General features: G+C 73.4%; 17 protein-coding genes. 8 read left to right on the top strand and 9 right to left on the bottom strand.

Annotation, left to right across the window (positions count from 1 at the left end):
- Positions 1 to 3 precede the first annotated feature (3 nt).
- Positions 4 to 957, bottom strand: coding sequence for an ABC transporter permease (locus ACK4UM_RS02930; RefSeq protein WP_409795384.1), 954 nt, complete (start codon positions 955 to 957; stop codon positions 4 to 6).
- A 73-nt stretch (positions 958 to 1,030) separates the two neighbouring features.
- Complete coding sequence (locus ACK4UM_RS02925; protein ID WP_409795381.1) at positions 1,031 to 2,686, bottom strand: ABC transporter substrate-binding protein; 1,656 nt, start codon at positions 2,684 to 2,686, stop codon at positions 1,031 to 1,033.
- Between the two features lie 211 nt (positions 2,687 to 2,897).
- On the opposite strand from ACK4UM_RS02925, the gene ACK4UM_RS02920 reads away from it, so the two are divergent.
- A complete protein-coding gene (locus ACK4UM_RS02920) occupies positions 2,898 to 3,629 on the top strand; it encodes an aspartate/glutamate racemase family protein (protein WP_409795379.1) in 732 nt (243 codons plus the stop codon).
- 494 nt (positions 3,630 to 4,123) lie between these two features.
- Here ACK4UM_RS02920 and ACK4UM_RS02915 read toward each other — a convergent pair whose 3' ends face one another.
- Together ACK4UM_RS02915 and ACK4UM_RS02910 are read right to left on the bottom strand one after the other, a co-directional pair.
- Positions 4,124 to 5,023 (bottom strand): hypothetical protein, encoded by a 900-nt coding sequence (locus ACK4UM_RS02915; protein WP_409795376.1) that lies wholly within the window; start codon positions 5,021 to 5,023, stop codon positions 4,124 to 4,126.
- An 8-nt stretch (positions 5,024 to 5,031) separates the two neighbouring features.
- Positions 5,032 to 6,003: a glycosyltransferase gene (locus ACK4UM_RS02910; protein ID WP_409795373.1), complete on the bottom strand. Its 972-nt coding sequence runs from the start codon at positions 6,001 to 6,003 to the stop codon at positions 5,032 to 5,034.
- Positions 6,004 to 6,239: 236 nt separating this feature from the next.
- On the opposite strand from ACK4UM_RS02910, the gene ACK4UM_RS02905 reads away from it, so the two are divergent.
- Genes ACK4UM_RS02905 through ACK4UM_RS02885 form a run of 5 tightly spaced genes read left to right on the top strand, consistent with a single transcriptional unit; the run spans position 6,240 to position 12,149 of the window.
- The gene (locus ACK4UM_RS02905) at positions 6,240 to 7,223 is read left to right on the top strand and encodes a hypothetical protein (protein WP_409795371.1); all 984 of its coding nucleotides are present in this window, start codon (positions 6,240 to 6,242) and stop codon (positions 7,221 to 7,223) included.
- A gap of 51 nt (positions 7,224 to 7,274) precedes the next feature.
- Complete coding sequence (locus ACK4UM_RS02900) at positions 7,275 to 8,825, top strand: hypothetical protein (RefSeq protein ID WP_409795368.1); 1,551 nt, start codon at positions 7,275 to 7,277, stop codon at positions 8,823 to 8,825.
- Between the two features lie 17 nt (positions 8,826 to 8,842).
- Positions 8,843 to 9,598 (top strand): CpsD/CapB family tyrosine-protein kinase, encoded by a 756-nt coding sequence (locus tag ACK4UM_RS02895; protein WP_409795365.1) that lies wholly within the window; start codon positions 8,843 to 8,845, stop codon positions 9,596 to 9,598.
- Between the two features lie 11 nt (positions 9,599 to 9,609).
- Positions 9,610 to 10,905, top strand: coding sequence for a polysaccharide biosynthesis/export family protein (locus tag ACK4UM_RS02890; RefSeq protein ID WP_409795363.1), 1,296 nt, complete (start codon positions 9,610 to 9,612; stop codon positions 10,903 to 10,905).
- Positions 10,902 to 12,149, top strand: coding sequence for a glycosyltransferase (locus ACK4UM_RS02885; protein WP_409795361.1), 1,248 nt, complete (start codon positions 10,902 to 10,904; stop codon positions 12,147 to 12,149). Before ACK4UM_RS02890 ends, ACK4UM_RS02885 begins: the two co-directional genes overlap by 4 nt.
- Before the next feature lie 47 nt (positions 12,150 to 12,196).
- On the opposite strand, the gene ACK4UM_RS02880 is transcribed toward ACK4UM_RS02885, so the two are convergent.
- The 5 genes from ACK4UM_RS02880 to ACK4UM_RS02860 form a co-directional block, all read right to left on the bottom strand.
- Positions 12,197 to 13,375 carry a glycosyltransferase gene (locus tag ACK4UM_RS02880; RefSeq protein WP_409795358.1) on the bottom strand — a complete coding sequence of 393 codons (1,179 nt, stop codon included), beginning with the start codon at positions 13,373 to 13,375 and terminating at the stop codon, positions 12,197 to 12,199.
- The gene (locus ACK4UM_RS02875) at positions 13,375 to 14,748 is read right to left on the bottom strand and encodes a glycosyltransferase family 4 protein (RefSeq protein WP_409795355.1); all 1,374 of its coding nucleotides are present in this window, start codon (positions 14,746 to 14,748) and stop codon (positions 13,375 to 13,377) included. The genes ACK4UM_RS02880 and ACK4UM_RS02875 overlap by 1 nt, the downstream gene beginning before the upstream one ends.
- A 350-nt stretch (positions 14,749 to 15,098) precedes the next feature.
- The gene (locus ACK4UM_RS02870) at positions 15,099 to 16,502 is read right to left on the bottom strand and encodes a hypothetical protein (RefSeq protein ID WP_409795351.1); all 1,404 of its coding nucleotides are present in this window, start codon (positions 16,500 to 16,502) and stop codon (positions 15,099 to 15,101) included.
- Between the two features lie 4 nt (positions 16,503 to 16,506).
- Positions 16,507 to 17,955, bottom strand: a complete 1,449-nt coding sequence (locus ACK4UM_RS02865) for an oligosaccharide flippase family protein (RefSeq protein ID WP_409795349.1) — start codon at positions 17,953 to 17,955, stop codon at positions 16,507 to 16,509.
- On the bottom strand, positions 17,952 to 18,608 hold the full coding sequence (locus ACK4UM_RS02860) for an exopolysaccharide biosynthesis polyprenyl glycosylphosphotransferase (RefSeq protein ID WP_409795346.1): 657 nt from the start codon (positions 18,606 to 18,608) through the stop codon (positions 17,952 to 17,954). Before ACK4UM_RS02860 ends, ACK4UM_RS02865 begins: the two co-directional genes overlap by 4 nt.
- 469 nt (positions 18,609 to 19,077) lie before the next feature.
- Here ACK4UM_RS02860 and ACK4UM_RS02855 point away from each other — a divergent pair, with 469 nt between their 5' ends.
- Together ACK4UM_RS02855 and ACK4UM_RS02850 are read left to right on the top strand one after the other, a co-directional pair.
- Positions 19,078 to 20,211 carry a WecB/TagA/CpsF family glycosyltransferase gene (locus ACK4UM_RS02855; RefSeq protein ID WP_409795343.1) on the top strand — a complete coding sequence of 378 codons (1,134 nt, stop codon included), beginning with the start codon at positions 19,078 to 19,080 and terminating at the stop codon, positions 20,209 to 20,211.
- Positions 20,211 to 26,714, top strand: a complete 6,504-nt coding sequence (locus ACK4UM_RS02850; RefSeq protein WP_409795340.1) for a type I polyketide synthase — start codon at positions 20,211 to 20,213, stop codon at positions 26,712 to 26,714. The genes ACK4UM_RS02855 and ACK4UM_RS02850 overlap by 1 nt, the downstream gene beginning before the upstream one ends.
- Positions 26,715 to 26,727: the final 13 nt, after the last annotated feature.

The following is a 26,727-nucleotide window of genomic DNA, read 5'->3' as shown; positions in this document are numbered from 1 at the left end:
GGCTCAGGCCCGCTTGATGCGCGGATCGAGCGCCGTCTGCAGCACGTCGACCGCGAGGTTGAGGAACACGAAGAAGAGCGCGAGCACGAGGATCGTCCCCTGCAGGAGCGGCAGGTCGCGCTGGAAGATCGCGGAATTGAGGAGGAGCCCCGTGCCGGGCCAGGAGAACACCGTCTCGATGAGGATCGAGCCGCCGAGCAGGTAGCCGAGCTGGAGGCCCATCACCGCGAGCGCGGTCGGCGCGGCGTTCTTGACGACGTGCAGGAAGATCCCGAGCTCGGACAGGCCCCTGGCGCGAAGGCCGACGATGAAGTCCTGCGCGAGGAGATCGGCCACGAGCGCCCGCACCGTGCGCGCGACGATGCCCATCGGGATCACCGACATGGTGATCGCCGGCAGGATCAGGAACTGGACGTGCTCGAAATCCCAGCGCCAGCTCGCCGAGCCGCCGGGCCCCGCCCCCGTCGCCGGCAGCCAGCCGAGCTGGGCGGAGAAGACGATCACGAGGACCATGCCGAGCCAGTAATGCGGCACGCTCACCCCGAGCACGGCGAGCGCGGAGGCGGCGCGATCGACCCAGGAATTGCTGAAATAGCCGGCGACGAAGCCGAACAGGCACCCGAACAGGAAGCCGATCAGGGTCGCGACGGCAGCAAGCATCAGCGTGTTGCCGACCGCGCGGAAGACCTCCGCGGCGACGGGACGGCCGGTCGCGATCGAGGTGCCGAGATCGCCCTGGAGCGCCCGCCACAGCCACATCAGGAATTGCTCCGGATAGGAGCGGTCGAAGCCGTAGAGCGTGAGCAGCATCTCCTGGAGCTCGACCGAGGCGTCCGCCGGCAGGATCGAGATCAGGGGATCGCCCGGCGCGATATGGACGAGCGCGAAGCAGACGACCGACACGCCGAGAAAGATCGGGACCGTGTAGACCAGCCGCTTGATCAGGTATTCGAGCATTGTGCGTATCCGTATCGAGCGATGCCGGCGACGGGCTCCGTCGGCGCGTGCCGGCGGAGCCCGCGCCCGTCGATCACTCGATGTCCATCGGCGCGATGTCGATGAACCAGCTGCGCGGCTGGACGACGTTCGTCACGCGCGGCGACATCGCCCGCGGGCCGACGTCGTGCGCGATCCAGACGAAGGGCGCCTCCTCGACGATGCGCGCGTGCAGCCGCGCGAGCGCCGCGTCGCGCGCCTCCGCCTCGAAGCTCGTGCGCGCCTCGGCGATCAGCGCGTCGAACTCGTCGTTGCCGAAATAGCCCCAATTGTTCGACACCGGCGGGAAGGTGTTCGTCGAGGTGAAGCGCACCATGGCGAAGAACGGGTCCATCGCCGCGAAGGAGACGTTGATCGCATGGGCGCCGTTCGCCGTCGGGTCGGTGGCGCCGCGGCGCCAATTCGTGAACAGCGTGTTCCACTCGATCACGTCGAGCTCGACGTCGAAGAAGCAATCGCGCAGGGATTGCTGCACGTACTCGTTCATCGGGATCGGCTGCATCTGGCCCGAGCCCGAGGCCGAGGTCTGAACACGGACCTGGACCGGGTTCGAGGCAGAGAAGCCCGCCTCCTCCATCAGCGCGCGGGCGGCGTCGGGATCGTAGCGGATCTCGAAGGACGGGTCGCCCCACCAGGGATGGCCGGGCGCGACCGTGCCGACGGGGATCGCCATGTAGCCCCCGAGCAGCTCCCGCAATTCCTCGCGGTTGATGCACAGATTGGCGGCGTGGCGCACGCGGATGTCGAGCCAGGGCGAGCCCTCGGCGAAGGAGAGCTGCCAGGGCCAGACATGCGGCTGGGCATTCGCGTAGACCTTGAAGCCGCGCGCCTCGATCTGCGGGATCGCGTCCGGCGAGGGCGCCTCGATCCAGTCGACCTGACCCGACAGGAGCGCCGCGGTGCGGGCGTTCGGCTCAGGCAGCGGGATGAGGACGACGCGGTCGATCCGCGCCTTGCGGGTCTCGTCCCAATAATCGGCATTGGGCGCGAGCTCGAGCCGCTCGCGGGGCACGAAGGCGGTGACGCGGAAGGGACCCGAGCCGGACGGATCGGCCGCGAAGGCCGCCCAGGCCTGCTCGGCGCGCTGCTTCGGATCCGTGACGGAGGCGGGAACCGCGTCGAACTTCGCCTGCCAATGAGCGGGCGAGGCCATGAACAGGTTCGTCAGGTTGATCGGCAGGAAGGCGTCGGGCTCGGACGTCGTCAATTCCACCGTGAACGCGTCGATCGCACGGGCCGAGCGCAGGGTCGGCATGCGGGAGGCCGTGACGCCGACTTGGGCCGCGTCGAAATGCGGCGCCTCCTGATCGAGCACCTTCTGCACGTTCCACACGACCGCGTCGGCATCGAAGGAGGAGCCGTCGTGGAAGACGACGCCCTCGCGCAGACGGAAGATCCACTTCGTGTTGTCGTCCGGATCGACCGCCCATTCGGTCGCGAGGCCGGGGATCAGGACGGAGGGCGCGTCCTCCTTCGAGAGGTCCCACTGCGTCAGGCTGTCGTAGATGGGGATGCCGGTGAAGCGGTTGCCTTCGAACCCCTGGTCCGGCTGGCCGGAGGTGCGCGGGATGTCCGCCGCCGTCATGCCGATGCGCAGGACCTTCTCCTGCGCGAGCGCGGGCGCGACGAGCGCCGTGCCGGCCACGAGCGCGACGAGGAGCGCCCCGGTGCTGTTCAGAAATCGTGTCATCGACCGCTTCCCCTGTTCTTGATTGGTCGGACGCAAGGTCAGCAAGCGCCGTGCCATCCCCTGCCCGGCCTCGCCCGCGGTCTTGCCCGAGAGCGGAAGCGGGCGCAGAAAGGCGTGGCGCGGCCGCGCTGGCCGCAGCCGGCACCTGCCTGCGAATCGGGCTGCGTGCCGAACCGACGTGCATGCTCACTCAAAAGGCGTTCGCCGGCCGATGCGCATCCTCCTGATCAATCCGAACACCACCGCGCCGATCACCGCCCGCCTCGTCGAGGCGGCCCGCGCGCAAGCACCGGGCGTCGATTTCCGCGGCGCGACGGGGCGCTTCGGCGCGGCCTACGTCGCGACGCAGGCCGCCTATGCCGTCGCCGGCCACGCGGCGCTCGACGCCTTCGCGCGCGAGGGCGAGGGCTGCGACGCGGTGCTGATCGCCTGCTTCGGCGATCCGGGGCTCGATGCGGTCCGCGAGATCGCTGCGGTTCCCGTCCTGGGCATGGCGGAGGCGTCGATCCTCGCCGGGAGCGCGGCGGGCACACGCGTCGGCATCGTCACCGGCGGGGAGCGCTGGCCGGCGATGCTCGAAGCCTTCGCCGCCGCGCGCGGCCTGTCGGAGCGCATCGCGGGCATTCGCGCGGTCGCGCCGGACGGAGGCGGCATCGCGCGCGATCCGGACGGGGCGGTGGCGGCGCTTGCCGAGGCCGCCGCCCGCTGCCGCGACGAGGACGGGGCGGACGTGGTGATCCTCGGCGGCGCGGGGCTGATCGGCCTTCGCGCACGCGTCGGCGAGCGCCTCGGCATGCCCGTCCTGTGCTCGTTCGAGACGGCGCTCGCGGCGACCCTCGCGGCGGCGCGCGCCGGCGCCGGGCCGAGCGAGCCCGCGGCTCTGCCGCCCGTGCCGACGATCGGCCTCTCGGACGCCCTCGCGCGGCGGCTCGGGGGGCTCTGAGGAATTGCAACCACGCTCATAGGCTGTCATCAAGTCAGCCACGCCGGTGGCAACGGAATCCCTCTGGGGTCCCGGATGCGTCGTTCTCCCGGAGCGGCTCCACCGGTGTCATCCCCGGCCGGAGGTCGCTTGCGACCGGAGGGTAAGGGGACCCAGCACAAAAACGTGTGCGGAGCACACTGTCGCGGCGGCGTCTAGCCGCCTGGTCGGCGGCACGATCGTGTGCTCCGCACAGGTCTTGGTGCTGGGTCCCCTTCCCCTGCGCACGCTACGCGTGCTCCGGCCGGGGATGACACCGATTGGATGCACCCCTTCTCGCCGGCCGACGTCCGGTTCGCAGCCTATAGGCTGCGTTTTTCTCCGACGATCGCACATGCGGCACGGTGGTGCAGCGAGCGCGGCATGCGCGCTCGGACTCGTCGTCGTGGATATGGGTCCCGGGTCCGCTTCGCGGCCCGGGATGACAGCCTTGGTGTGAAGAGAACTCTTCGCCCTCAGGACGTCGGGCAGCGGTCGACGCCGGCGTGGGGATAGGTGGTCACCACCTCCCAGACGAGATCCTGCATGAAGGCGGCGAGCGCCGGATCGGGCGGCAGCGGCTGGCCGACATCGGCGGGCAGGCCGCGCACGTCCGTGCAATAGATCACCGCGAGGTGGGCGAGCGCGATCAGGTAGGTGCCCGCCGCCGAGAGGTGGATCTCGTCGACGAACAGCGCGTCGATCGCCTCGAGACCCGGCGCGGTGCCGGCGGCGATGCGATCGTAGACCTCCGCCATGATCACGGGGCCGGGGATCATGCGCATCGGCGGCGAGCGCGGATCGCGCTTCTCGTTGACATGCGCGAGGATCTCCTCCCAGCGGGCGAGCTCGAGCGGCAGGCGCTCGCGGAAGGGCAGCATCGCCTCGGGATCGTGCGGCTGCTCGCGCACGTAATCGGGGCCGCTCGCGAGCGAGACCCAGGTGGCGTAGAGGATCGTCTCGGCGCCGCGGCCGCCGTCGCCCTCGGCGAAGGCGTGGGACTGCCATAGCAGCGCCGTCTCCGCCGAGCCGTGCCAGGGCATGGTCCCCGAGAGCGAGACGCGCTCGGTCAGGACGAGGATCTCGTAATCGGCGATCTGCGTGCGCGCGTCCTGCGGGATCGCGGTGTGGTCCCAGCGCCAGTCCATCGGGCTGCCGGGGATCGTCGAGCGGTGGATCGTCGGCCGCACATTCCCTTTGGCGCGCACGAGACCCGCGAGGACCGGCGGAATCGGATCGGTGAGGCTGTGGCCGGACTGGATCACGCGCGTGTCGAAGGGCCGGCCGGGATCGGCCTTCGCCTGCGGGGAGACGCTCGCCGCGAGCACGATCGCCGCGACGAGCGGCAGGCCGGAACGGAGGCAGGGTGCGGGCATGGCAGGGCTCACTTGTATTCGAGGAGGCGGGGGCGGCGCCCCATGAGCCGGCGGCCGATCAGGTAGCGCAGGACGCCGATCGCCTCCGGGACCTTTGCCAGGGTCGCGAATGCCGCCCATTCGACGCTCGCGCGCCGCGCGCCGTCGCGGTGCGCGAGCCGGGCGATCTGGAGCGGATAGGCGGCGAAGAGCGCGAGGGCGAGCGGGCCGCTGGCGAAAACGGCGAGGAGCGCGACGATCGGCAGGACGAGCCCCCAGGCGAGCGCCCGGAGCGTCTGCGCGACCCAATGGCGCTCGGGCCCGGCGCCGTGCAGCGCGGCGCCTTCCGCGAAGGCGTGCCCCGCCCGCTCGGCGCGCCGCCACCATTGCGAGAGGCGCGTCATCGCCGCATCGTGGAGCGTCATCTCGCGATCGATCCGGCGGATCCGCCAGCCGGCGCGGCGCAGCCGCAGGCACAGCTCCGGCTCCTCCCCGGCGATCAGGTCCTCCCGGAAGCCGCCGATCGCGGCGAGCGCGCCGGCCCGCACGAACGCGTCGCCGCCGCAGGCCCGAGCCTCGCCGACGGGGGTGTCCCATTCGCGATCGCACAGGCGGTTGAAGACGGAGGCGCCCGGATCGCGCTCGCGGCGGCGTCCGCACACGATGGCGAGGCGCGGGTCGGCGAGGAGGCAGGCGCGGGCCGCGGCGATCCAGCCGGGCTGCACCACGCAATCCCCGTCGACGAGCTGCACGAAGGCGATCTCGGGCTCCTCGCGCAGCGCGGCGAGGCCCGCATTGCGGGCGCGCGCCGCGCCGAACGGGCGATCGCCGTCGAGCTCGACAATGCGCGCGCCCATCGCCCGAGCGAGGGCGACGCTGCCGTCGCTCGAGCCGGAATCGACGTAGACGACGGCATCCACTGCGCCCGCGAGGGAGGCGAGGCAGGCGCGAAGCCGGTCGCCCTCGTTGCGCCCGATCACCACCGCCCCGACCCGCTCCATCCTCGTCTCCGCGTCGCGTCCGCACGAAGGCTGCCGCGCGAGGGCGTTCGGGTCACGCCCGAATTCACGTATTTCGGCTCCCCTAGACTGTGCAGGAGCGAACGAAGACATGCGAATGGTCAGCAAAATACCGTTGTGTCTCGCGCTCGCGCGAAGAAGATCGACAATCGCCCTCGGGCTCGACGTCGCCTCGTCGTCCCGTGATCCGGGCACAGCGTGAGGAACGGGACCGGACCATGTCGATCACGATCAAGGCGAGCCTGGCGATGGCCACTCTCGTCGCGGCCGCGTCCGCCATCGCCGCGCTCTCGGAGCGCATGGCGAGCACGACGGCGCCGCTCTCGCCCGAGGCGCTCGCCGCGCTCTACGCGACGCCCCTGCCCCCGCCGGAGGGCCCGCTCGCGGTCTTCCATCTCGGCCACAGCCTCGTCGGGCGCGACATGCCGCGGATGCTCGCCGCGATGGCGCCCGTCGGCCATCGCTACGCGTCCCAGCTCGGCTGGGGGACGACGCTGCAGGCGCATTGGCGCGCCGACGCGCCGATCCCGGGCTTCGAGACCGTCGACCTCCACCCGCTCCACGAAGACGTCCACGGCGCCCTCGACAGCGGCGATTTCGACGTGCTCGTTTTGACCGAGATGGTCGAGCTGCGCGACGCCATCCGCCATTTCGACAGCCCCCGGTTCCTGCGCGCCTTCGCCGAGCGGGCGCTCGCCGGCAACCCCGCGATCCGCGTCTATCTCTACGAGACCTGGCATCGGCTCGACGATCCGGAGGGCTTTCTCGAGCGCATCGACCGCGATCTCCCGCGCGCTTGGGAAGGCGAGCTCCTCGCCCGCGCCCAGGCCGGCGAGCCGCTTCCCGCGCCGATCCGGGTCGTCCCGGCGGGGCAGGCGATCGCCGCGGTCGTGCGCGCGGCGGAGGACGGCGGGGGGATCGAGGGGGTGGCGGGCCGCGCCGACCTCTTCGTCGACGACATCCACCCGAGCCCGCTCGGCAATTGGGTCGTGGCGCTCGCCCATTACGCGACGCTCTACGGAAGCAGCCCCGTCGATCTGCCGCCTTCCGGCGCGGACGCCGACGGCACGCCGATGCCGGCACTGACGGACGCGGCGTCGCGGCGCATCCGCGAGATCGTCTGGGAGGTGGTCTCCTCCTATCCGAAATCGGGCGTCGCGACGCCCGGCCCCCTCGCGGAGAGCCGCGCCCGCACGCCCTGACCGACATCGCGCACCGACACCTCCCATCGACACGAGAAGGCGGACCAGAGGGTGAAACCGATCGAGCATTATCTCCGTCTCGTCGGGCGCGGCGCGCCCCTCCTCCTCCTGGTGGCGGGGATCGTCCTCGCCGTCGGGGTAACAGTGATCCTGTCGCTGCCGACGCGCTACGTCTCGCAGGCGCATCTCGTCCTCCAGGTCGGCAACCACCCGGACGGCTTCGAGCACGGGGAGACCGAGGCGCGCCAGCAGCTGCGCCGGATCGAGACGAGCGCGCTCGACCGCGACGCCCTCGCCCGCATCGCCGCCGCGCGCGACCTCTTCCCCGACGACGAGGAGCCGGTCGACCGGCTGCGGCGGCGCCTCGAGATCACGATCGTCGAGGACGGCCCCCTCGCCTTCCCGCTCGACCGCACCCGCATCGGCGTGCGCGTGCGCTTCGCTCACCCCGACCCCCAGCGCGCGCGGGCGGTCGTCGACGACGTCGTCGCCCTCCTGATCGCGGGGGAGCGCGCGATCCGCGTCGGCGGGCTCGAGCGGGAGGTCGATCTCGTGCGGCGGGAATACGAGGAGCTGCGGCTGCGGCTCGGCGGCATGGAGGCCGAGATCGCATCGGCGGTGCGCCGCCACGCGGACATCCTGCCGGAGCGGGTGGAGGCGCGGCTCGAGGAGATCGAGCGGCTCTCGACGCGGCTCCAGGAGATCGACGAAGAGACGATCGCGCTCGCAGAGGAGCGCCGCCTGATGCGCTTCGAATACGACGCGCGCCGCGCGCGGGCGCCGAGCGTCGCGCTCGAGGAGCAGCTCGAGACCCTGCGCGCGGATTACGCGGCGCTCGCCTCGATCGCGTCCGACCGCCATCCCGGCGTCCGCTCGCTGCGCGAGCGCATCGAGGCGCTGGAGCGGCGCGTCGCGGCGGAGGGGGGAGCCGGCGGGGCCGAGACCGCCGAGGCGAGCGATGCGCCCGCCCCCCGCCTCGCGCCCGAGATCGCGCTCATCGCCGAGCGCAGCCGCGTCGCCGAGGAGCGCATGCGCCATCTCTCCGAGCGCCGCACGGCGCTCGCCGAACGCCTCGCCGCCGTGCGCGCGATCGTCGAGGAGGCGCCGGAGGTGGCGACCATGATGCGCGAGCTCGAGAGCCGCCGCGACATTCTCCAGCGCCAGCTCGTCTATGTCGGCGACCGCCTCTCGACGGCGGAGATCCGGCTTCGGATCGCGCGCGACGAGCGCATGGCCCAGCTCGCGGCGCTCGGCCCCGCCTCGCTCCCCGACGCGCCGACGGGGCGCCGCGGCACGCTCCTCGCGCTCGTCGTGGTGGCGGCGCTCGGGGCGGGGTTCGTCGCGCTCGTCGTCGGCGATCTCCTCGACGGGCGGGTGCGCGAGGCCTACGACCTCGGCAGCCTCGGCGCCGTCCCGGTCGTCCTGCTGCCGACCGTCGCGACCGCCTCCGTCACCCGCGCCCGGCGGCTGCGAACCGCCGCGAGCCTCGTCGCGGCGGTCGCGATCGCCGCCGCGACGGTCGAGTACGGGCCGCGCCTCGTCGAGGCCTGGGGCGGCGCGATCACCGTGTTGTCCGACGTCATCGACGAGCGGATGGGATGAGCGGAAGGCAACGAACCATGGGCAACATAGACGACGTTCGCGATTTCGTCCCCGCCGAGGAGGCGCGCGTCGCGCCGCGGCTGCGCGCCGTGGACGATCGGCTCTTCGGCGGAGGGGACATCGTCCTCGATCCCCCGACGATCCGCCGCGCCGGGATCGCGAGCCTGAACGGGCGCGACCGCCGCACCCGCGAGATCGACATCCTGCGCACGCACATGCTGCGCACGCTCGAAGCCGAGGGCCACCGGACGCTCGCGATCGTCTCGCCCCGCGCGGGCTGCGGCGCGAGCTTCGTCGCGCTCAACCTGGCGGTCGGCCTCGCGCGGTTGGGAGAGCGCCCCGTCGTCCTGATCGACGCCGACCTGCGCGCGCCGGAGCTCACCGCCCGGCTCCGGCTCGAGAGCACGTCCGGACTGCCCCAGGCGCTCGGCGGCTTCGCAGCGACGCGCGAGATCCTCCTGCCGGTGCGGATCGGCGCCTATCGCCTGCGCGTCGCGAGCGGCGGCTCGGCCGTGAACCCGGCCGAGCTCCTCGCCTCCCGCGGCCTGCGCGAGGTCCTCGACGAGATCGAGGACGAGCTGCCGGGCGCCATCGTCGTCGTCGACACGCATCCGCTCCTCGATTTCGACGACACGCTCGCGCTCCTGCCGCGCATCGACAAGGTCCTCCTCGTCCTGCGTGCCGGCGTCACCAGCGCCCGCGATGTCGAGACGGCCGCCCGCCTCGTGCCGCCGGACCGTCTCGCGGCGGCCGTCCTCAACCGGCATCGCTGAAGGAGACGGTCATGCCCGCCGGAATCCGCCTCCTCGCGACCCTCCTCGCCGCCCTCGTTCTCGCCGCGCCGACCCTGCGCGCGCAGGACGCCGTCTATCGGCTCGAGAGCGGCGACGTGGTCGAGATCTGGACCGCGCAGGAGCCGAGCCTCAACCGCCAGGTGATCGTGCGCCCGGACGGCCGCGTCTCCCTGCCGCTCGCGGGACATCTCCAGGCGCGCGGCCTCAGCCTCGAAGAGCTCGAGCGGGCCATCCTCGAGCGCCTCGCCGCCTATTACCGCACGCCCCTCGACCTCGTCGCGATCCTCCACCCGCCCGAGGTCGCCGATCCCCCGACGATCTACGTCGCCGGCACGGTGACGACGCCCGGCGCCTATCGCCACCGCCCCGGCATGACGGTCCTGCACGCGCTCAGCGTCGCCGGCGGGCTCCTGCGGCCCGCGGCGCTCGACGACGCGGCGACCCTCGTCGAGGCGCAGCGCACCGTGCGCGTGCTGCGCCGCCAGCTCGCGATCGTCGTCGCCCAGGAGGCGCGCCTCCTCGCCGAGAGCCGCGGCAATGCCGCGATCGCGGTGGAGCCGGGGGACGAGGAGCGGCTGCGGCGCAGCGGGCTCGGGGGCGCCCTCGACGAGGCGCTCGCCCAGGAGCGGCGCCTCATGGATCTGCGCGCCGAGGAGCTGGAAGAGGACATCGCGGCCGCCGAGCGGGCGCTCGCGCTCGCCCGCGAGGAGCTCGCCCTCTCCGAGGCCGAGGCGCAGGCGAGCGACGCACAGCTCGCCGTCGTCGAGGAGGAGAGCGTCGCGATGGAGAAGCTCGTCGCGCGCGGCATCGTCACCGAGACCCGCGCCCGCGAGATGCGCATCCGCCGCGCCGAGCTCGTCCGCGGCCGCCATCAGCTCGAGGCGGCGCTCGCCCGCGCCCGCGGCGAGACCGAGCGCGCGGAGGCCGATCTCCTCGCCGTGCGCACGCGCCGCACGCTGGAGCGCTCCGCCGAATTGCACGAGCTCCAGAGGCGCCGCGAGGAGCTCGAGATCAACCTCTCGGCCGGCGAGCGGGCGCTCGCCGATCTCGGCCTGCCGAGCGCCACCGATTTCGAGCCGACCGTCCGCTTCACCATCCTGCGCCCGATCGACGGCACGATGCGCGAATTGCCCGCGCAGGACATGACGGAGGTGCGCGCGGGCGACCTCGTCAACGTGGTGCGCATCGATCCCGATCGGCGCTCGCCCGCGGCGGCGCGGGAGCGCGCGCTCGCCGAGGCGCTCGCGCTCGGGGAGACGCGAACCCTGGGGGAGACGCGCCGATGACGATCGGCTACCTCGTCAATTGCTACCCGCGGCCCTCCCACAGCTTCATCCGCCGCGAGATCCGCGCCCTCGAGCGGGCGGGGCACCGCGTCCACCGCTTCGCGATCCGCGGCGATTTCGCGGCCCTCGTCGATCCCGCCGATCGCAGCGAGCACGAGCGGACCGAGCGCATCCTGGAGGCCGGCCCGACGCGCCTCCTCGCCGCGACGATCGGCGCCGCCGCGCGTGCGCCGCGCACGGCCCTCGCCGCGCTCTCCGACGCGCTCGCGATGGGCCACGCGGCGGGCGCGCGGGCGCGCCATCTCGTCTACCTCGCCGAGGCCTGCCGCCTGGCCGACCGCTGCCGGGCGCTCGGCATCGCGCATCTGCACGCCCATTTCGGCACGAACTCCGCGGCGGTCGCCCTGTTGGCGGCGCGGCTCGCCGAGATCCCCTTCAGCCTGACCGTGCACGGGCCGGAGGAATTCGACGCGGCGCGCGCGCTCTCGCTGCGGCTCAAGGTGCGGCGCGCGGCCTTCACCATCGCGATCAGCGCGTTCGGCCGCAGCCAGATCTGCCGCTTCGCCGATCCCGCCGATTGGGACCGGATCCGCGTCGTGCATTGCGGCATCGAGCCCGGCCGCTTCGCCTCCCTGCGGCCGCTGCCGGAGAGCGGACCCCGCCTCGTCGCGATCGGCCGGCTCGCCGAGGAGAAGGGCTTTCTCGTGCTCCTCGACGCCCTCGCCCGCGCGCGCCGCGAGCGCCCGGACCTGCGCCTCACCCTCGTCGGCGACGGGCCGATGCGGCCCGCGATCGAGGCGGCGCGCGCCCGGCTCGGGCTCGAGGACGCCGTCGTCCTCGCCGGCTGGCGCGACGAAGCCGGGGTGCGCGAGGCGCTCGCCGAGGCGAGCGCGCTCGTGGTGCCGAGCTTCGCCGAGGGGCTTCCCGTCGTGATCATGGAGGCGATGGCGGCCGGGCGGCCCGTGATCGCGACCTTCGTCGCCGGCATTCCCGAACTCGTGCGTCCGGGCGCGACGGGTTGGCTCGTCCCGGCCGGCGACGCGGACGCCCTCGCCGCGTCTCTCGTCGCGCTCGCCGACACCCCGCGCGAGCGGCTCGTCGCGATGGGCCTCGCGGGCCGCGAGCGTGCGCTCGCCCGCCACGACGTCGACCGCTGCGCGGCCGAGCTCGGCGCGCGCTTCCGAGGCGGGCTCGCGCCGGAGCGGGCGCAGGCCCCGCTCCCCTCGCCCGCGCCCGCGGCCTAGATGCATCGTCCCGTCGGCCGACCGACATTCGATGGCGGGGTGATGCTCTAGGCCCGAGCGACGGCCGCGAGCGGTGCGTGCGCCCCGTGACCGAGCGCCGCGAGGAGCGCGCGCGGGCCGAGCTCGGCGTCGAAATCCCGCTCGGCGCGCCGGCGGGCGGCGCGGCCCATCGCGGCCCGCGCGGCCGGGTTCTCGCAGAACCAGGCGATGCGTGCTTCGAGCGCCGCGACGTCGCCCGGCTTCACGACGAAGCCCTCGACGCCCTCGTCGATCATGAGGCGCGCGTCGCCGACGTCGCTCATGATCGCCGGCAGCCCCGTCGCCATCGCCTCCCGCACGAAGATCGCCGTCGTCTCGGCGGCGCTCGCGAGCACCGCGAGATCCGCCCCGTGCAGGGCCTCGACGATCCCCGCCTCGTCGCGGGCGCCGGCGAGGGTGACGACGTCCCACAGACCGTGGCGCTCGACGAGCCTCTCGAGATCCGGGCGCCACGGCCCTTCGCCGACGATCGTGTAGCGCAGGTCGTATCGGGACACGAGCCGCGCCACGGCCTCGACGACCGCTCCGAGGCCCTTGCCCGCGTGGAGCCGCGCGACGGTGACGAGCCGCAGCGCGGCCCCAGGCTCGCGCTCGCGGAACACGAATCGGTCGAGCGGGACGCCGCAGGCGATCGTGGCGACGTCCACCCCCGTGCCGAGCGCGCGCAGATCCCGCATCGCCGCGCCGGTCACGCCGACGAGGAGCCGCGCCCGCTCGGCCTTCCAGCGCAGATTGCGCCCGAACCCGTCGATCGCGCTGTGCAGAACGAGGCCGTAGGCGAACGGGCGGATCTCGTAGGCGAGGCGGAGCACCGACGCGCTCTGCGCGAGCGACTGGCCGTGGACGTAATCGATCGCCGCCTCCTCGACGAGACGCCGCAGCCGCACGGCCGCGGGCACGAGAGCGAGGAGGCGCGCCCTCTCGCGGCCTCCGCCCTCCGCGACGCGAAGCGCGCTCAGCGCCGCCCGCGCGCCGCCGGGCCCGAGCGCCTCGCGCAGGTCGCGGCGACGGTAGGGCCACAGCCAGGTGCAGGGCTCGTTCGCGAAGGCGTGCGGGCAGGGGCTCGCGGGTCGTCGCGTCGAGGCGAGGCGCACGTCGTGCCCGTGCCGACGCAGGGCCTCGATGTCGCGCCAGAACAGCACGTGCGTCTGGCCGGGGAATTCGGGGATCAGGTAGAGGATGCGCATCAGGCGGGCCCTCCCGCGACCCGGGTCCCGAGGGCCGGCGCGGGCGCGTCGCGCTCCGGTGCGAAAACGGCCGCGGGCGCCTCCTCCTCGAAGAAGACCGGCCGGTCCGCCCGCTCGCGCAGCGCCCAGCGATAGACCTCCACGATCTGCTCCGCCTTGCGCCGCCAGGTGAGCAGCGCGAGCACCCGCGCCCGCGCCCGCGCCCCGCGGGCGACGAGGTCGAGGCGGTCGGCCTGCGCCCGCGCGAGGGCCTCGCGCAGCGCATGGGTCAGGCTCGCGTGGTCGGCGAGCGGCAGCTTGATGCCGGTCTCGGCCGTGACGAGCTCGCCGGGTCCGCCGTAATCGACGACGATCGGCACGAGGCCGAGCGCCATCGCCTCGACGACGGCGCCGCCGCCGAACTCGCGGATCGAGGGAAAGGCGAAGACCTCGCTCTGCGCGAGCACGTCGCGGACGCGCGCGTGCGGCAGGAAGCCGTGCAGCCGCACGCTCTCGCCGAGACCCTCGCGGGCGACGAGCGCCTCGATCCGCGGCCGCATCGGCCCCTCGCCGACGATGTCGAGCACGAGGCGCCCCGCGCGCGCGAGCGGCGCCGCGGCCTCGAGGAGCATGTCGAGGCCCTTGTAGGGCACGAGCCGGCCGACGAAGCAGGCGCGCAGCGGACCCGATCCGCAGGGCCGCGCGCGGCGGGCGAAGCGCTCCGGATCGACGGCGTTCTCGGGAATGGTGACGCAGCGCGCGCGGGCGCGCGCCGGCATCTCCGCCCGCGTCGCCCGCGAGCCCACGATCAAGGCCGCGGCCCGCAGCGTCGCGCGTCGCCACGGCAGGAGCCGCATGCCGCCGCGCAGATAGGAGAGCCATTCGCCTTCGCGCCAGCGCTCCCGCTCGAATTCCCGCGGCCAGGGCAGGCCCCCGTTGAGCGGGCCGATCACGAAGGGGATGCCGAGCCGCGCGCAGCGCGCGGCGATCGGGCTCGGTATGGTGGGGCTGAGCGGCGTGATGCGGTGGACGAGATCGAACCCGCCCCCGCGCAGGCGCTCGCCGAACAGCCGCCAGACCTCCCGCTCGAAGAGCGGATAGGCGATCGCGGAGGCGGCCTGCAGCAGCGTCCAGCTCTTGCCCTCCCCGAGCCGCAGCGCGCTCGCGACGCGCCAGGCGGGCGCGGCCAGGATCTCGTTGTCGATCGCCGTGAAGTCGCGTCCCTCCACCCAGCCGGCGCGGAGGATTGCGTCGCGGTTGCGCACATGGGTGACGACGTGGACGTCGGCGACCTCGCGCAGCGCGCAGGCCAGGGACCAACCGACGAGCGGCACCGACACCCATTCCGGGTTCGCCGCCTCGGCGATGAGGAGAACGCGGTGTCGGCTCGTCATCTCGGCTCCTCGGTTCTTCGGCCTGCAAGGCGCACGCGTCGTGGCTCCTGCACGCGTGGGATGATGGCGCTCCCTCTCCTTCCCCTCAGGGGAAGGTGGCTCCGACCCCGAACAGGGGTCGGAGACGGATGGGATCTTTCGACCCGAAGGGTCGAAGGGGCGTCGGGAGCCGCCGAACGTAAGCAGCTCTACGACGACGCCCCTTCGCCGCTGGCGCGGCGAATGACCCCATCCGACCCGTCGGCTTCGCCGCCGGGCCACCTTCCCCTGAGGGGAAGGAGAAGGGCGGCGGCTTCCGATCTCGGTTCGATGCGCAGGTGACGGCGTGTGAATCTCGAAGGCTCCTCGGTTCAGGTGATCGGATAGGGGCGGCAGGCCGGCGTGGGCGTCGTCGGCGCCGGAATTCGAGCGGCGGCGGGCGCCGAGAGGCGGCTCGCGTGGCCGACGAGGGCGCCGGCGACGAGCCAGGTCAGCGGCGTCAGCGTCGCGTTCGGCAGCATGTCGACCATGTTGATCGCGAGGATCAGCGCGAGCGGGCCGACGAGGGGCGAGCCCGCGCCGCCCGTCCTCCGCCATTCCCGCATCGTCGCGAAGAGGACCGAGAAGGCGAGGAGGCCGAACTCGGCGAGGTAGCCGAGCCAGCCGAACGTCCCGATCACGATGATCCAGCGCCCGTCGGTGACGCTCGTCATGCGCCCGCTCTCGGGATCGAAGATCTGGTTGCGGCCCCAGATTCCCCAGCCGAACAGCGGCCGCTCGCGGGCGCGTTCGAGGAGCGCGTCCTCGTTCTCGAAGCGGAAGCGCAGGGAGGCGGCGCGGTCCTCCTCGATCGCCTGCGCCTGCTCGAGCATCGCGTCGACGGGCACGAGGTCGGCGCCGCGCAGGAGGGGATAGCTCAAGGAGACGATCACGAGGACGCAGGCGACGAGGAGCTGGAGCCGACGGCTCGCCACGATGACGAGCGGTGCGAGCGCGAGCGCATAGAGGATCGAGGCCGCGCTCTTGCACATCACGAGCACGACGAAGAGGTAGAAGGCCGCCGCGAGCCAGGCGGAGCGTCCCGGCGCGGCGCCCGCGCGGAACAAGGCGAGCGCGGCGACGAAGGCCGTCATCGCGAAGAACGCCACCCACAGGCCGTGCTCGAGGAAGACGATCGGCCGATAGCCGCCCGAGCGCATCATCTGGTCGAAGCTGTGCTGGAAGAAGCCGTAGATCCAGGTGTTGAGCTGCGGGCTCAGGCGCACCTCGAGGAGCATCGGCAGCGAATAGAGAAGACCCGCCACCGCGAGCGCGGCGAGGAGCACGCGCAGCGAGCCCTCCTCGCGCAGGACGCGGCGTGCGGCGAGGAAGGGCGCGAGGTGGATCGCCTGGTGGGCGAGCACCGCGATCGCGTCGTAGACGCGCAGCCCCGGCAGCGTCGCGAGCCCGTAGCGGAGGGGGTCGAGATTGGTCAGGACGGTGGCGAACGGCGCGAGGACGAACAGGAGGAGCAGCGTGCGTTCGACGGCGTGCCCGTCGAGCGGGCGCAGACGATGGCCGAGGGCGAGGATGGCGGCGAGCGCCGCGAGACTGGGGATCGACGCCTTGTCGAAGGCCGGGATCATCGGCAGATCGATCGCCGCGACCGGCGGCAGGAGCAGATACCCGCCCATGAGCGTCCAGACGAGCGCCTTGTCGACCCGCAGCCGCGCGAACAGGAGGATCGCCACGAGGGGCCACAGGAGGAGCGCGGCATAGGCGAAGGCGTTCGGCATCGGCTCACTCCAACGCCAAGCCGGCGATCGCCTCGACCGAGACGCCGATCGCGAGAAGCGCGAGGAGGGCGCTCGCCGCGAGCAGGGCTGCGTCGAGCGCCGGATCGGCGGCGCCGTGCCGCCGCAGGAGCCGCAACAGCACCGGGTAGGCGCACAGGACCGCGACGGCCTGGCCCGCGATCGCGCCCGGCAGTCCGAAGAGGGCGTAGCCCGCGAGGAAGGCCGCGAGATGCGCGAGCGCCCGCACCGCCACGACGGCGAAGAAGCCGCGGGAATCGCCCGCCGCGAGCGCCGCCTGGTCGATCCCCGCCAGAGCCGCCGCCGGCATCAGCGCGCAGGCGACGAGCACGACGAGCGGTCCCGCGCGCGTGAACGGCTCCCGGTAGAGGAACTCGACGAGCGGCACCCCGACGAGCGCCACGAGGGCGAGGAGCGCGATCGTCCCGCCCGCGGCGCCGATCCGTGCCCGCCGCAGGACGACGCGGTTGTGCGCGCTCGCGCTCGGCGGCCGCTCGCGGTAGAGCGGGATCATCGTGCGCGAGAGGATCGCCGCCTGCAGCGCGATCGGCGCCGAGGCGAGGATCTGCGCGATGGCGTAGAATCCGAGCACGTCGAGCGGGACGAGCTTGGCGAGGAGGAGCTTGTCGGCGTGCTGGACGACGAAGGCGCAGGCCGTGCTCGCGAAGATCCAGATCCCGAAGCGCACGAGCTCGCGCGCGCGCGGCCGATCCCAGCCGAGCCGGTTGCCGCGCCCCGGCAGGAAGACCCACACGAGCGCGAGCCGGATCGCCGCCCCCGCGACCAGGCCGATCGCGAGCGCGAAGACCGAGCGCAGCCAGAGCGCCAGCGCCACGACGACGATCGTCCCCGCGATCTGGGAGAGGAGATCGAGGAGGATCACGCGCCCGAAGCGCAGGTGGCGGTGCGCCGTCTCGATCTTCGTCGGCAGGAAGCCGGAAACGAGGAGCGAGAGCCCCGCCACGGGCAGGATCGCGCCGAGCAGCGGCTCGCCGTAGAGCGAGGCGAGCGGCAGGGCGAGCGCGCAGGTCGCGAGGAAGAGGATCGCGCCGCGCAGGATCTGGATCGTGAAGGCGGTGTCGAGGAAGCGCGGCTCGTCGCCGGCGCGGCTCTGCATGATCGCCGGCCCGAGCCCGATGTCGGAGAGGAGCGCGAGCCCGGTGGTGACGGCGAGGACGATCGCCATCAGCCCGAAATCCTCCGGGAACAGGATGCGCGTGAGAACGAGGTTCGAGCCGAGACGGATCGCCTGGCCGGCGCCGAAGCCCGCGGCGGCGAAGGCGGAGCTGCGCGCCGCGCGGGCCGACAGCGTGCTCCCGCGCAGGAGCCGCGCGAGCCCGCCGGGCTCGACCGCGGGCGCCGCCTCCGGCTCGCGGGGACGCTCGGTCGGCTTCGTCTGGCGTACGCTCCCGTCCACGATCGCTCCCGTCTTCAATAGGCGTTCTCGTCCCAGAGGACCTTCGGGACGGTGAGGACGAGGATGCGCAGATCGAGCGCGAAGGAGCGGTTGCGCACGTACCAGAGGTCCATCTCGACCCGCGCCTGCATGTCGGAGAGCCGCGGCGTCGCGCCGCGCCGCCCGCTCACCTGGGCGAGACCGGTGACGCCGGGACGCACGCTCCGGCGCAGGGAATAGTCGGCGATCAGACCCTCGTAATGCCGCTCGTGATCGACGGCGTGCGGGCGCGGGCCGACGAGGGACATCTCGCCGCGGATCACGTTCACGAGCTGCGGCAGCTCGTCGAGGCTCGCGCGGCGCATGAAGCGTCCGATCGGCGTCACGCGCGCGTCCGCACGCGTCGCCTGAACGGTCCCGCCGGCGCTCTCGCTGACGGTCATCGAGCGCAGCTTGAGGATTTCGAACGGCCGGCCGTCTCGTCCGAGCCGGGTCTGGCGGAAGAGGACGGGGCCGGGCGATTGCAGCTTGATCGCGATCGCGAGCGCGGCGAGCAGCGGCGCGACGAGGACGAGGAGGACGATCGCGGCGCAGAGATCGAAGCAGCGCTTCGCGCGCTCCCCCCGCTCCCGCCGGTCGTCGAACCGCGCTCCTTCCGCCGTGCCCGCAACCGAGGCACGCGCGACCGACATGTCCCGAGCACCGGCGGGAGGGCCGGCGCCGCGTCTGACAGAACCATCCACGATGCACTCCCCGGTGACGCAGGTCGGCCGTCTTGCCCATCGAAACGCGGCTTCGTTCGCTGTTCGCCCGGAGCGAAACCGCGCCTCACTTCGAGTTTTTATTGGGCGGCATTGCGGCATTCGCAATTCAATTTTAGTTACCAGACGGTTAAACATGGATTATTCCACCTTTCGATCCAAATGATTGTGATATCAGGGGCCCGAAAATAAACGCTGCGCTGCTTGATTGCGCTTAGTACAGAGACGAAGCTCGCGGCCTACAGATCGAATTCGCGCGTCTGGGGTGGCGAAGTGAATGTTTTACTTTAATTCCCCGCGCGGCTCGCGAGCCGGCGCGGCGCCGGAGGCACCCTCGTCCGGTCCTCGGCACATCCCGCGTCGTCGGCTCGGTGCGTCTCCTTCGTGAAGGACAACGACCATGGCGAACTCGCTCGAGGCGGAGCTCGACCGCCGCGCCTATTGTCTGTTCGGCATCCTCGTCGACGAGATCAGCATGAGCGAGGTCGTCGCGATGGTGACGGGAGCGCGGGGCCTGTACCGGACGCTGATCTCGACGGCCAACGTGAACTTCCTCGTCAACAGCCAATTCGACCCGCATTTCCGCGAGACGCTGCGCACGAGCGACCTGTGCACCGTCGACGGGGCGGCGCTCGCCTGGCTCGCGCGGCGGGTGCGGATCCCGATCCGCGAGCGCGTCGCGGGGTCTGACCTGTTCGACGCGCTCGTCGCCCGCCCCGCCGGCGCCGACCCGTTGCGGGTGTTCTTCTTCGGCGGCGATGCCGGGGTGGCGGAGGAGGCCGCGCGCAGCCTCGCGCGCGAGGGCATCGGCGTGACCTGCGTCGGCTTTCTCGATCCCGGGCGCGGCAGCGTCGAGGAGCTGAGCGGGCAGGACGTGATCGAGACCATCAATGCGAGCGGCGCGGATTTCCTCGTCGTCGCGCTCGGCGCCGTGAAGGGCCAGAGCTGGCTCGCCCGCAACGCGGAGCGGATCGCGGTGCCCCTGCGCAGCCATCTCGGCGCCGTCCTCGCCTTCCGCGCGGGCCGCGTGCGCCGCGCGCCGCCGTCCTGGCGGCTGCGCGGGGTGGAATGGCTCTGGCGGATCAAGGAGGAGCCGCGCCTGTGGAAGCGTTATGCCTGGGACGGGTTGTGCCTGTCGGGCATCGTCGCCTTCCGCCTCGCGCCCCTCGCCCTTCTCGACGTGATCGCGCCGCCGCGCGGACGCGGCATCGCGCTGCGCGGCTCGTCGCTCGACGAGGGCCGCTGCCGGCTCGCGCTCGAGGGCGACGCGCGGCTCGGCGGGGTCGAGGCGCTCCTCGTCACCTTGAAGAACACCCTCGTCCACGCGACGAGCCTCGAGATCGACCTCGCGCATGTCCGCTGCCTCGACGCGCGCACCGTCGGGCTCCTGTTCGTGATCCGCAACGCGATGCGCGCGCGCGGCGGATCGATGACGCTCGCCGGGCTGCGCCCGCTCGCCCGCCTGAGCCTGAGCCTGCACGGCGCCTCCGACCTCGCCGACGGAACGGTCGCCGGCACCGAGAAGGTCTCCTGATGAGCTTGCGAGACATGGGTAACGGGAACGAGGGCGCGGCATCGCGCGAGGACGTCGCGATCGTCGGCATGGCGCTGCGGGTGCCCGGCGCGCGCACGCCGGACGCCTTCTGGCGCAACCTGCGCGAGGGCGTGTCGTCGATCCGCGCGCTCGACCGCGAGGCGCTCCTCGAAGCGGGCGAGACGCCGGAGCGCCTGCACGACCCGGCCTACGTCCCCTACGCGGCGCCGCTCGAGGGCTACGATCGGTTCGACGCGGGCTTCTTCGGCTTCGGCCCCAAGGAGGCCGCGATCCTCGATCCGCAGCACCGCCACTTCCTCGAGGCCGCCTGGGAGGCGCTCGAGAGCGCGGGGCACGTGCCGGAGACCTTTCCTGGACGCATCGGCCTCTATGCCGGCTGCGGCATGGGGAGCTACTTCTACTGGAACGTCTGCTCGCATCCCGATCTCGTGGCGGGCACGGGCCTGTTCCTGTTGCGCCATACGGGCAACGACAAGGACTTCCTCGCCACCCGCGTCAGCCACGTCCTCGACCTGAAGGGGCCGAGCCTGTCGGTGCAGACCGCGTGCTCGACCTCGCTCGTGGCGACGCATCAGGCCTGCGCGGCGCTCCGCGCGGGCGAATGCGACCTCGCGCTCGCGGGCGGCGTCACGATCGAGCTGCCGCACGGGCGCGGCTATCTCCACCGCGAGGGCGAGGTGCTCTCGCCCGACGGCCATTGCCGCGCCTTCGACGCGCGCGCCGCGGGGACCGTGTTCGGCTCGGGCGTCGCGATCGTCGCGCTGCGGCGCCTCGCCGACGCGCTCGCGGACGGCGATCAGGTCTACGCCGTGATCCGCGCCAGCGCGGTCAACAACGACGGCGCGGCGAAGGCCGGCTATCTCGCGCCGAGCGTCGAGGGCCAGGCGGCGAACGTGCGCGCGGCGCTCGCGGCGGCCGGGCTCCCGCCCGAGGCGATCGGCTATGTCGAGTGCCACGGCACCGGCACCTTCCTCGGCGATCCGATCGAGATCGCCGCCCTCGCGGCCGCCTTCTCGAGCGACGAGGGCCGCCGCGCCGAGCCCTGCCGGATCGGCTCGGTGAAGACCGGCATCGGCCATCTCGACACCGCGGCGGGGGCGGCGAGCCTGATCAAGGCCGCGCTCTCGCTGCATCACCGCACGATCCCCGCGAGCCTCGACTTCGAGACGCCGAACCCCGCTCTCGATCTCGGAGAGCGCTTCCGGGTCGCGGCGCGGACGCAGACCTGGGAGAGCCCGCACGCGCCGCGCCGCGCGGGCGTCAACGCGCTCGGCGTCGGGGGCACCAACGCCTTCGCGATCCTCGAGGAGTCCCCGCCCCGCCCGGCCTCCGACCCGTCGGACTGGCCCTTCCAGCTCCTCGTCGTCTCCGGCCGCACGCGCGTCGCGCTCGACGCGAACGCCGCCGCCCTCGCCGGCCATCTGCGCGCGCATCCCGAATCGCCCCTCGCCGACATCGCCTACACCCTCAAGGAGGGCCGGCGCGCCTTCGAGAAGCGGCGGGTGCTCGTCGCGGAGAGCCACGAGGAGGCCGCGCGCCTCCTCGAGAGCGGCGATCCGCGCCGCGTCTTCACCCATGAGCGCGTGGGCGAGGACCCGCCGGTCGTGTTCCTGTTCCCCGGCGGCGGCGCGCAATATCCCGGCATGGCCCAGGGGCTCTACGCGACCGAGCCCGTGTTCAAGGACGAGGTCGATCGCGGGCTCGCCGCGCTCGAGCGGCTCGGCGCGGCGGGCGCGCGCGAGCTCCTCTTTCCCGCGCCGGAGGACGTCCCCGCGGCGGCCGAGCGGCTGCGCCGACCCTCCCTGCAATTGCCGCTCATCCTGATCGTCGAGGTGGCGCTCGCGCGACTGTGGATGTCGTGGGGGCTGCGGCCTTCGGCGCTGATCGGTCACAGCATGGGCGAGAACGCGGCCGCCTGCGTCGCTGGGGTGATGTCCTTCGAGGATTGCATCCGCCTCGTCCATGCCCGCGGGCGCCTGTTCGACACGGTCGCGGCCGGCGGCATGCTCGCCGTGCCGCTGCCCGCCGACGCGCTCGCGCGCGTTCTCGACGGCCCGCTCGCCGCGGAGGGCCTCGACATCGCGAGCGTGAACGCGCCGCAGGCCTGCGTCGCCTCCGGCCCGCGCGCCGGGCTCGATCGGCTCGCCGCGCATCTCGCGCGCGAGGGCGTCGAATGCCGGCGCGTCCCCATCGACATCGCCGCCCATTCGCGCATGCTCGCGCCGATCCTCGACGCGTTCCGCGCGGTCGCCGCCGACATCCCGCTCGCGGCGCCCGCCATCCCCATCGTCTCGAACCGCACCGGCGCGCTCCTGACGGCCGAGGAGGCGACCGATCCCGATTACTGGGTCGCCCATCTCGCCGGCACCGTGCGCTTCGCCGACGGCATCGCCGCGCTCGAGGCGGGGCTCGCGTCGCAGCGCGAGGGCGGCGCGAGCCCCGTCTATCTCGAGGTCGGCCCGGGGCGCACGCTGGAGAGCCTCGTGCGCGCCAACGGCGTGCCGGGAAACCGCACCCTCGCCTCCTTGCGCCATCCCGACGAGCCGATCGCCGACGACGTGCATTTCCTGGGCACGATCGGTCGGTTGTGGGCGACGGGCGTGGGCGTCGATTGGGGGCAGATCTGGGGCGACGCGCGCCGCCACCGCGTCCCGCTGCCGACCTATCGCTTCGCCGACGAGCGCCACTTCCTCGAGCGCCGCGCCCCCGCAATCGAGGCCGCACCCGGTTCGCCGCGGCGCAAGGCCTCGCTCGACGCGTTCGGCTACCGCCCGGTCTGGCGTCCGCGCCTACCGGCGGGAGCGATCGACCTCACCCGCGACCTGGCCGCGATGCCGAGCGCGAGCTTCCTCTTCTTCCTCGACGAGGAGGGGATCGGGGGACGGGTCGCAGAGCGACTGGCGCGGGCCGGGCATCGGATCGTCACGGTCGAGGCGGGAGACGGGTTTCGCAGGATCGGGCCCGACGCCTTCACGCTCGCCCCCGAACAGGGCCGCGCCGGCTACGACGCGCTCCTCGCCGCGCTCGCGCAGACGCCGGAGGGCGTGCCGGGCCGGATCGCCCATTTCTGGCTCGCGCCGCGGGCGCCGCGCGTGCGCGCCGGATCGAGCCCCTTCCACCGCCATCAGGAGCAGGGCTTCTACGCGCTCCTGCACCTCGCCCAGGCCTGGCTCGACGAGCCGAGCGCGCCCGCCCCCCATGTCCTCGTCGTGACGAGCGGCGCGGTCGGGCTCGACGGCGAGCGCCCGGACCATCCCGAGAAGGCGACGGTGATCGGCCCCGTGCGGGTGATCCCGCGCGAGATGCCCGGCGCGAGCGTCGCCCTCCTCGACATCGTGCCGCCACCGCCCGTGCCGCGCGGCCTCGGCCGGCTCGCGCCGCGGAACGCCGCGCGCGCCCACGCGGCGGAAGGACTCGCCGACGCGATCGCCGAGGAGCTCCTCGCCGCCCCCGAGAGCGGCATCGCGGCCCTGCGCCGCGGCCGGCGCTTCGCGCTCGCCTACGAGGCGACCCCGCTGCCCCCGGCCGAGACGTTTCCGATCCGCGAGGGCGCGACCTGCCTGATCACCGGCGGGCTCGGCGGCATCGGGCTCACCATCGCCGAGCGGCTCGCGCGCGAGCGGCGGGCGCGGCTCGTCCTCCTCGCGCGCACTCCGCTGCCGCCGCGCGCCGCCTTCGACGCCCATTGCGCCGCCTGCGGCGAGGACGATCCCGTCAGCCGACGCATCCGCGCCGTCGAGCGGCTTGAGGCCTCCGGCGCCGATGTGATGGTGGTCGCCGCCGACGTCTGCGACGAGGCCGCCATGCGCGCGGCGATCGCGCAGGCCGAGGCGCGCTTCGGGAAGATCGAGGTCGTCGTCCACGCCGCCGGCCATCTCGCCGACGGGCTGATCGCCACGAAGCGGCCCTCGCAGATCGAGGACGTGCTGACGCCGAAGGTCCACGGCACGCGGGTTCTGGACGCGCTCTTTCCCGACGGGACGCTCGACGGGCTCGTCCTGTTCTCCTCCGCGAGCGTCGCGACGGCGCCCGCCGGGCAGGTCGACTACGTCGCCGCCAACGCCTTCCTCGACGCCTTCGCGCAGTCGCGCGCCGGAGGACGCACGAGGGTGATCGCGATCGCGTGGGGGATCTGGAGCGAGGTCGGCATGGCCGCTTCGGCGCTCGCGGGCGGGCCCGCCCCCGCGATGCCGATCTCGGCGCCCCTCCTCGAGACGCTGCGCACCGCGCCCGACGGGACACGCACCTATGCGGCGCGGCTCTCCGCACGCGACCTCTGGGTGCTCGACGGCCATCGCACGGCCGCCGGCGAGGCGCTCCTGCCCGGCACCGGCACGATCGAGATCGCGGCGCAGGCGCTGGCGTTGGAGGGCGTCGCGACGCCCTACACCATCGCCGATCTCGAATTCCTGCGCCCGCTGCACGTCGCCGACGACGCGAAGCGGCCGATCGAGGCGCGGCTGAGCCGCAGCCGCGACGGCCTCGCCTTCACGCTCTGCGCCGGCCTGCGTCACGAGGGGCGCGAGGCCTTCGTCGCGACGGCGCGCGCGCGGCTCCTGCCCGGAGACGAGGCGCCAGCCGCGCATCTCGACCTCCCCGCGATCCGCGCCCGCTGCGCGAACCGCCTCGTTGCGGCGCCCGGCGAGACCCTGCCCTCCCCGCAGGAGGCGCATCTGCGCTTCGGCGACCGCTGGCGGGTCCTGCGCGCGACGGCGCTCGGCGATCGCGAGGGGATCGCCGAGCTCGCGCTCCCCGACGGGGCGCGGGCCGATCTCGCGGCCGGCTTCAGGCTCCACCCGGCGCTCCTCGACATCGCGACCGGCTGGGCGATGGCGCTCGTGCCGGGTTACGACCCGGCGCGCCTCTACGTGCCCCTCTCCTACGACGCGATCCGCGTCCACGCCCCGCTGCCGGAGCGGATCGTCAGCGTGGTGCGCCTGCGCGGGAGGGACGCGGATCTCGCGCGCTTCGACGTCGATCTGTGCGATCCGGACGGGCGGGTGCTCGTGAGCGTCGAGGGCTTCTGCGCCAAGCGCCTCGACAAGCCGCTCGCGCTCGACGCGCTGCCGCCGCCGCGCCCCGCCGAGCTGAGCCTCGCCGCGTCGCCGGAGGAGGCGGAGGCCGCCTCCCCCGCCCGCGCCCGCCTCGCCCGCGCGCTCGCCCAGGGCGTGAAGCCGGCGGAGGGGGCGGAGGCCTTCTCGCGCGCGCTCGCGCTCGGGCATCCGCACCTGATCGTCACCTCGCTCGACCTCGACGACCTCGCCCGCGAGGCGGCTGCGGAGGCGGAGGCGGCGGCGCGGATTCCGGAGGCCGGCGGCTTCGCGCGGCCCGACCTCGCGAGCGCCTACGTCGCGCCGCGCACGCCATGCGAGCGCATCCTCGCGGGCTTCTTCGAGGAGCTCCTCGGCGTCTCGCCGATCGGGGTCGAGGACGGGTTCTTCGATCTCGGCGGGCACTCGCTCGTCGCGGTCCGCCTGTTCGTGATGATCCGCAAGGCCTTCGGCGTCGATCTGCCCATCTCGACGCTGTTTCAGGCGCCCACCGTCGCCGCCTGCGCCGCGCTGATCGAGGCGCGCACGGGGGGCGTCGCGGAGACGGCGTCCGCACCGACGCCGCGCTTCCACCACCTCGTGCCCATGCACGAGGGCGAGGGCGGGCCGGGCACGCCGGTCTTCGTCGTGGCCGGCATGTTCGGCAACGTGCTCAACCTGCGCGGGCTCGCGACGCGGCTCGGCCGTGATCGCAAGGTCTACGGCCTGCAGGCGCGCGGGCTCTACGGCGAGGCGCAGCCGCACGCCTCGATCGAGGCGGCCGCCGCCGATTGCCTCGCCGAGATCCGCGCCGTGCAACCGCACGGGCCCTACGCGATCGGCGGCTTCTCCGGCGGCGGCATCACCGCTTTCGAGATCGCGCGCCAGATCGAGGATGCGGGCGAGCGCGTCGGGCTCCTCTTCTTCCTCGACACGCCGCTGCCGGTACGGCCGCGGCTGACCCTGCCGGATCGGCTCCTCGTGCGCCTGGGGGAGCTGCGCGAGGAAGGTCCGGGCTTCTTCGCGCGCTGGCTGCGGGCGCGGATCGCCTTCGAGATCGCCCGCACCCGCGCCCGGCTCGCCCCCGAGCAACCGGCCGAGCACGCCTTCCGCAGCGAGGCGGTGGCGCAGGCCTTCTGCGCGGCGGCGGCGGCCTATGCGCCGCTGCCCTGGGGCGGACCCGCATTGCTGTTCCGGCCGCCGCTCGACGAGCGCTACCGCGTCACCGGCGGCCGCTTCGTCGGCCGGCACCGCGAATTCGTCCACTCCGACAATGGCTGGACGCGCTTCGCGCCGGCTCTGTGCGTGGAGGAGGTGCCCGGCGACCACGATTCCATGGTGCTCGAGCCGAACGTGCGCATCCTCGCCGCCCGGCTCGCCCGCCGCCTCGCGCAGATGGACGCGCCGCCGGACGTGCCCGCGCGCCGCATCCTCGCGCTCGCGGCCGAATGAGGGGAGTGGGCCG

It is taken from the genome of Salinarimonas sp. (assembly GCF_046292825.1).
In the GTDB taxonomy this organism is placed as follows: domain Bacteria; phylum Pseudomonadota; class Alphaproteobacteria; order Rhizobiales; family Beijerinckiaceae; genus Salinarimonas.
This window is presented reverse-complemented; position numbering and strand designations above follow the sequence as displayed.